This is a genomic window from Schaalia canis, assembly GCF_003858455.1.
Taxonomy (GTDB): domain Bacteria; phylum Actinomycetota; class Actinomycetes; order Actinomycetales; family Actinomycetaceae; genus Pauljensenia; species Pauljensenia canis.
The window spans coordinates 38,488-45,147 of sequence record NZ_RQZF01000015.1 but is presented as its reverse complement, the minus strand read 5'-3'; the positions used below and the strand labels follow the sequence as shown (position 1 = coordinate 45,147).

At 58.9% G+C, this 6,660-nt stretch carries 4 protein-coding genes; 1 reads left to right on the top strand and 3 read right to left on the bottom strand.

What is annotated here, in order from left to right:
* Nucleotides 1-927: 927 nt before the first annotated feature.
* The gene (gene nhaC, locus EII11_RS10140) at nt 928-2,394 is read right to left on the bottom strand and encodes a Na+/H+ antiporter NhaC (protein WP_124872394.1); all 1,467 of its coding nucleotides are present in this window, start codon (nt 2,392-2,394) and stop codon (nt 928-930) included.
* 17 nt (nt 2,395-2,411) lie between these two features.
* Complete coding sequence (locus tag EII11_RS10135; RefSeq protein ID WP_124872391.1) at nt 2,412-3,707, bottom strand: MalY/PatB family protein; 1,296 nt, start codon at nt 3,705-3,707, stop codon at nt 2,412-2,414.
* A 330-nt stretch (nt 3,708-4,037) separates the two neighbouring features.
* Between EII11_RS10135 and EII11_RS10130 the strand changes: the two genes are divergently transcribed.
* Complete coding sequence (locus EII11_RS10130) at nt 4,038-5,441, top strand: endo-1,4-beta-xylanase (RefSeq protein WP_205649288.1); 1,404 nt, start codon at nt 4,038-4,040, stop codon at nt 5,439-5,441.
* A 123-nt stretch (nt 5,442-5,564) separates the two neighbouring features.
* On the opposite strand, the gene EII11_RS10125 is transcribed toward EII11_RS10130, so the two are convergent.
* Entirely contained in the window at nt 5,565-6,632 is a 1,068-nt protein-coding gene (locus EII11_RS10125; RefSeq protein ID WP_124872388.1) for a LacI family DNA-binding transcriptional regulator, read from the bottom strand.
* Nucleotides 6,633-6,660 lie beyond the last annotated feature (28 nt).

The following is a 6,660-nucleotide window of genomic DNA, read 5'->3' as shown; positions in this document are numbered from 1 at the left end:
CTCAGGTAGCGAAAATGCGTTACCACTACGCCACCCAAACCACCCACAAGCTCCTTGCTCCACCCCCAGGCCTCGACTCTGCCCAAAGTCAGGAAGATGAGAGCAGCTAAACAAATGCGCTCAACACGGCGCCTTGGGTCGACCCCTGATTCCTCGAGCACTCGCGCTGTATCCGGCATTGACGTTGGTTCCGCTAACCGGGCTAGCGCCATCTGCTAAAACGCCTCATCACCCAGCACGTCAAACCCAAGGTCATTGCAAGCCTTCTCAAGGACGCGCCATAGCAGGACTTGAGCGTCTGACATCCACCCGCAATACACCCGTTACCATTCGAAGCACAGGTTCATACTCGAACGTCATCTGACCAGGGTTGAGTTCATCGTGAGCGGCCTGCGCCAACATGGCCAGCTCAACTTCATTGCGAGCATAGTCAACATGCGTTACCAACATGTTTCTGCGCCGCTACTTTTCCATAACCTGCACAGCAATGCCACCACAAGCAGCTCTCACGCGGGTGAACAAAGCGGGGCTACACCCCTGATTCCGCCCATCCCGTTAGTGGCCCACCCCCATGCAATGAGCCGCAGAAATTCAACAAAAAACAGGAGTCGACACGCGAAAAGTACACCCACTTGCACGAGTTGGGAGACTGCTCAGATGCCCACCTTCTTTCTTTTGGAGTGTTGTAATTATGTCTGATCGGCGTGGCCTTGTGAATCTGGTGTATTGGGTGTTTTCTGGATGCGAGGACGGCTCAAATGTTTAGTTTTCATGATTCGATTGAGGTGAAGTTCCGATAAATAAAAAGGGGTGCTCCCGTGGACAATACTCCACGGGAGCACCCCTATCAGGCCAAGGAGCAAGGCTCTGGTTTGGCTTTGAGAGTTTGGATCTGACGTGAGCAGATAGTGACCCACTCGGCGTGACCTACTCTGCGGCGGCGAATACCTCCTGCTCCTGCGGGGTCAGTCGGGCAATGCCAATGCCGGTGGCCGCCCAGAGAAGAGCAAAGCCAATGGCGATCCAGTTCGATACCGCCCATGGCAGATAGCTGAGTGTGGCGACCCCCAGGGTGCCCGCCATGTAGGCGCCAGCAGAGGTCCACGGCAGGATCGGCTCGATGACGGTCACGGAGTCTTCAATGGTGCGCGACAGGTTCTTGGGGTGGAGGCCTCGTTGAATGTAGGCCGAGCGCAGCATCTCACCGGGAATGAGGATCGACACCTGACCGTTCGAGGTAATACCAATAGTGGCCAGGCCAGTAATAATCGTGGCACCAATGAGGGCGAAAGTGGATTTCACGCCCACCAATAGGCGCGAGATCAGCACATCCAAAGAGCCCGACACGGAGATCACGCCCGCGAAGGTGATAGCGCAAAAACAGATCAGCAGGACACTCATCATGGAGTTCATGCCGCCGCGGTTGAGTAGCCGCGTGACATCCTCAATGACAGTGTCGGCGCTGAATCCGCTGGCGGTCACCATCTCCACATTGAAGCCATTAACAGTTGACACAACAGTGTCCTTAAAGGAAATGCCCTGAACAACCACCGCATTAAACATGGCCACCACAATCGAGATGAGCATGACAGGAATGGTGGGCTTACGCATCATGGCGCCGCCTAGAACGATCACCACCGGCACAAGCAGCAGAAGAATATTCCAGGTGAAGGCCGCATCCAAGGTGGCAAGAATCGTGTTGACCTTCTCCGGCACAGTGCCGCCGGTCGAGTTCAAGCCAAAGATGAGGTAGACGACGGCGGAGGTAAGGAAAGCCGGAAGGGTGGTCCACAGCATGTGGCGGATGTGGTCGAAGAGGTTCACGCCTGTAGCAACCGCCGCGATATTGGTCGTATCCGACAGGGGAGAGAGCTTATCGCCAAAGTAGGCGCCCGCCACGACAGCGCCAGCAACCATCGCGAGGTTAGCATTCATGCCCACGGCAACACCCATGAACGCCACGCCGATCGTGCCCGCCGACCCCCACGATGTGCCCGTACACAGGGACACGATCGAGGTCACCACCAGGGCAATAAGAGCCAAGTAGGCGGGGTTAATGATCTTCAGGCCGTAGTAGATGAGCATGGGGATCGTGCCGCCAGCCATCCATGAGCCAATGAGGGCACCCACCGTAATGAGGATGAGGATAGCGGGCATGGTTTTGGCGATCTTCTGGGCAACCGAGCCAATGATCTCATCCCAGGTGTAGCCCAGCCTCCAGGCGACAATACCGGCGACGATGGCACTTGCGACGAGCAGAGGCTCAACGGGGAGTTCGGCCAGGATGTAGCCAAAACCCAATAGGGCGATGAGGGTAATGACGGGGATGGCAGCAACCGCGACGCTGGGGGTGCGGTGCTCGCGGGTTGTTTCAGCAGGTAGGGGTGTGGACATGAGGCACTCCTTTGTGATCATGCAGGGTGTTCAGTGGATGAAGAAAAGGTGGGGGTAATGGGTGAGGTGGCGTGGGCGTTGAGGCAGTGGCAGAACCGTTCCAGTGCGCCTTCAAGATCTGCAGGGGGCAGGGCGACATTGACGCGGAAGTAGCTGCCGTACTCGGAACCGAAGTCGATGCCGGGACTGACGGCCACACGAGCCTCGTCCATCACCGCAGTGAGGCTGTCGGCGTGGGGCAGGTAGGCCGCAGCATCCACCCATACGAGGTAGGTGCCGTCAGGGTCGGTGATGTGGGCGGCAGGCAGGAGGGTGTGTAGCAGGTCAACGGCGAGGGCGAGGTTCGCGTCGATACGTTGCCGGAGGGTATCCACCCACTTGTCCCCGTCAGTCCAGGCTGCGATGGTGGCGGGGATGGCGAAATAGTTCGGGTTGTGGAGTCCGGCGGCACGCTTGGCTTCTTCCAGCGCTTGCCCGAGGGCGGGTGGGGCAAAAATGGCTGCACTTTCCAGCTCCGCAGTGTTGAAGGTTTTACCGGGAGAGGCGCAGTGGATGAGTAGTTCGCGCTCCCATAGCTCGGGGCTGACGAGGGCGAGGGGCGTGTAGGAGGTGCGCTCAGTGCGGGTGAAGTCAGCGTGGATGTCATCGCTGAATACGAGCACGTCATGCGTGAGGGCAAGGGTGGCGACGGCGTGGAGTTCGTCGCGGGTCCATACTCGTCCGGTGGGGTTGTGCGGGTTGCACCACAGGAGCACATCGGCACCCGTCATTGCCGCGTTGAGTAGATCGTCATTGATGCGGTGGGTGAGGAAGGCAGTGTTGGGGGCGGGGTGGGAGATGAGGGGAACCTCGCGGATGTGTACTCCCAGACGGCGGGCGACCTCAAGGAGTGGCCCGTAGGCGGGGGTGAGGGTGACAAGGACGGGCCGCTCGCCATTCTTCGGTGCGATCACGCGATCCAAGAGGGCGCTGAGGCATTGGACGATGCGGGGAAAGAAGTGCGTCTCGTCTGGGCGAGGCTCCCACTGGTGGCGGACGCGCTGCCAGCGACAGGCCGCCTGAGCGAAGTCGGTGAAAACCTCGGTGTAGCCGTAGACGCCGTGGGCGGCGGCCCGCGTGATGGCATGAATGACGGTGGGGGCACTGTAGAACTCCATGTCAGCCACACTCAGGCTGATGGCGTCGCTGCCAAGAGGCGAGGCGAGGAGGTCCCACTTGGCGCTGTGAGTGCCCCACCTGTGGGGGCGGGCAGTGAAGGATTGTTGGGCGTCGGAGGGCGCGCCGGGATAGGGGCGGTACACGGAATCATCCATGCGAGGTCATCCTTGTTCATGCGTCGGCGTTGACGGCAGTGTCTTGGAAAGCGCTCGGATTTGTTACACAAAGAAACTTACTCGGGGGGAAGAAGGGCGTCAAGCGCTTTGGGGGTATTTACGGTTCCCTGTGGTTCTATAGTCTTCTCTTGACAGAATTAGTTTCGTGGATAAACTAAATACCTGAGGGACCGCCTCTGCTTCATTGCCGAAGCACATTACAACATCGCCTGTCTCGTCCCGACGTGACTTATCGGAACACCTTCCCCGAGAAGAGCCATGCAATAACTGTCTCTTCTTCACCACTGTTCACCGAAAGGTATTTCACGCATGCACTCAATGAAGAGGCGCATAGCCGCACTCTGTCTTAGCGCAGGAATCATCTTCGCTCCCGTATCCGCCCTCGCCTCGAATACCTACGACGGCGACCCCGCACCCGACCTCATCTCCCTGCGCGAGGCCGCAAAAGCAAAAGGAATCGTCATTGGCTCTGCCGTTGCTGGTGGCGGCCACCACGACGCGATGCCCTACGAAAATCCCTTCCGTCATTCGCCCATCTACCGGCGAATCCTGGCACATGAGTTCTCCTCCGTCACCCCAGAAAACCAGATGAAGTGGGACTACATCCACCCCGAGAAAGACACCTACAATTTCACCTTCGCTGATGAAATTGTGGCCTTCGCTCAGGGGAATAATCAGGTGGTTCGAGGCCACACCCTCCTGTGGCACAGCCAAAATCCCGAATGGCTAGAAAAGGGGAGTTTCTCCAAGGAAGAGCTGCGGCACATCCTTAAAGACCACATCACCACCGTTGTTGGCCGCTACAAAGGCAAGATTCAACAGTGGGATGTCGCCAACGAGATCTTCACCGGCGAAGGGCAATTGCGCACGGATGAAAATATCTGGATTCGTGAACTTGGAGAAGAGATCATCGCTGATGCCTTCCGTTGGGCACATGAAGCCGACCCCCAGGCCCGGCTTTTCTTCAATGACTACAGCGTAGAAGGCATCAACGACAAGTCGACTGCCTACTACGAACTCACCAAGAAACTCCTTGCCCAAGGAGTGCCTGTCCACGGATTCTCCGCTCAGGCTCACCTTGGCACCCAATGGGGCTTTGACACCTCCCTGCGTGATAACCTCGCTCGCTTTGACGCCCTCGGTCTGGAAACCGCAATCACCGAACTTGACGTCCGCATCAAGTTTGAAGGGGAACGCCCCTCCGAAGAGCTTCTTGCTAAGCAAGCCGATCACTACGGTCAAACTCTGCGGGCATGCCTGGATGTGCCGGGGTGCCAATCAGTGACCCTCTGGGGATTCAATGACACCTACTCATGGGTGCCAAACTTCTTCAAGGGCGAGGGTGCAGCCACAGTGCTCTGGGAGGATTACACCCCCAAGCCCGCATACTTCCGCCTGCTCAAAGAAATGGGCGTGGAGCCATCCGTGACACCGCCGCCCACCACGCCACCTCCTACGACCGAGCCTCCCGCAACGCAGCCGCCAACGACCCAGCCACCAACGACTCAGCCGCCGACAACTCAGCCGCCCAGCACTCAACCCCCGACAACTCAGCCCCCCACAACAAAGCCACCGGCACAGCCGGGGCAGCCCGACAAGAAGCCTCCCCAGAAGATTGCCAAAACCGGCACCCTTGCTGGTGGCACCCTTGTGGTAGGTGGTGTGATTGCAGCAGTTGGCAGCGTCGCGTTGATAATGCGTAAGCGCTACTGAGTGACCTGAGCTGCTTAGGTTCTCTCAGAAACTGAGTGAGACTCCGGGTAGGACGTAACAACTCGCCTGGGGGCGGGCCGCAAGGCCCGCCCCCAGGCGAGTGTTCTCTAGCTTGTCCGATGCTCAGGCAACCTCGGAAGGTATCTTGGCAGTCGAATCGCGCGTTACCAGATGAGTGCTCAGGCGAATCGGCGTTGACGAAAGACTCTGTTCTCCGCCGTGCATTGCCAGGAGGGTCTGCACGGCACGCGCCCCCATTTCAAAGAGTGGTTGATGCACTGTGGTCAGCCGAGGGGTTGCCCAGCGGGCAGAATCGGTGTCGTCAAAGCCCACCACGCTCAGATCTTCAGGGATACGGAGGGCTCGCTCGCGGGCGGCCTCGTACACGCCAAGTGCCGCACTATCGTTGCACGCGAAGATCGCTGTGGGACGCTCGGATGAGGGCAAATCGAGGAGGCGTCGTCCTGCGGCGACGCCATCGCCGTAGGCGAAACCTGCGTCGATGACAAGGTCAGGGTCAAAGGGAAGGTCGTTCATGCGGAGAGCCGACAGATAACCTTCATAGCGCTCATTGGAAGGGACAGAGTTTTCAGAACCGCGAATGAAGGCAATGCGGCGGTGTCCCAACTCAATGAGGTGCTGGGTGGCGTCCCGCCCACCATTCCAGTTTGTTGCCCCGATCGAGGCGGTGCCAGAGGGGGGAGTGTTGGCAGGATCAATAGCGACATGGCTGAGGGCAGCATCGGATAAGTGTGTGGCCAAGTGGGGGGTGAGGGGGGTGGTGATGGTGATGACCCCGATATATCCTTCGCTGGCCACGCGCGCGATCCATGGGGTGCTCAGGGGGATGAGCGTGTGTTCCCGATAGGTGTCGGGAAGCTGGGTGTAGGACAGGGCGAGGGGGACGCCGTGGCGCATGGCCTCGGCGGCGGCTCCCTTGAGGATTTCCATGGTGTAGGTACTGGCGAGGTTGTCCGCCACGATCGCAATATGAGGGGTCGTTGGGGTGGCGGGTGTGGTGCTGCGCTGGTAGCCAAGCTCTGCGCATGCCTGAAGAACCCGCTGGCGGGTTGCTTCAGAGACATCTTTGCGATTGTTGAGCGCTTTCGATGCCGTTGAGGGCGACACTCCTGCATGTGAGGCGACGTCGTCGAGGGTGGGGTGGGGGGATGTGTTGTCCGATTCTGTCATGGTGCTCCCTTTCTGAGTGGCAGTTTAC

What these genes read in the sequence shown, in the direction of transcription:
- EII11_RS10130 (WP_205649288.1), top strand. Translation starts at nt 4,038, where the DNA reads ATGCACTCAATGAAGAGGCGCATAGCCGCACTCTGTCTTAGCGCAGGA.
- EII11_RS10135 (WP_124872391.1), bottom strand. Translation starts at nt 3,707, where the DNA reads ATGGATGATTCCGTGTACCGCCCCTATCCCGGCGCGCCCTCCGACGCC.
- nhaC (WP_124872394.1), bottom strand. Translation starts at nt 2,394, where the DNA reads ATGTCCACACCCCTACCTGCTGAAACAACCCGCGAGCACCGCACCCCC.
- EII11_RS10125 (WP_124872388.1), bottom strand. Translation starts at nt 6,632, where the DNA reads ATGACAGAATCGGACAACACATCCCCCCACCCCACCCTCGACGACGTC.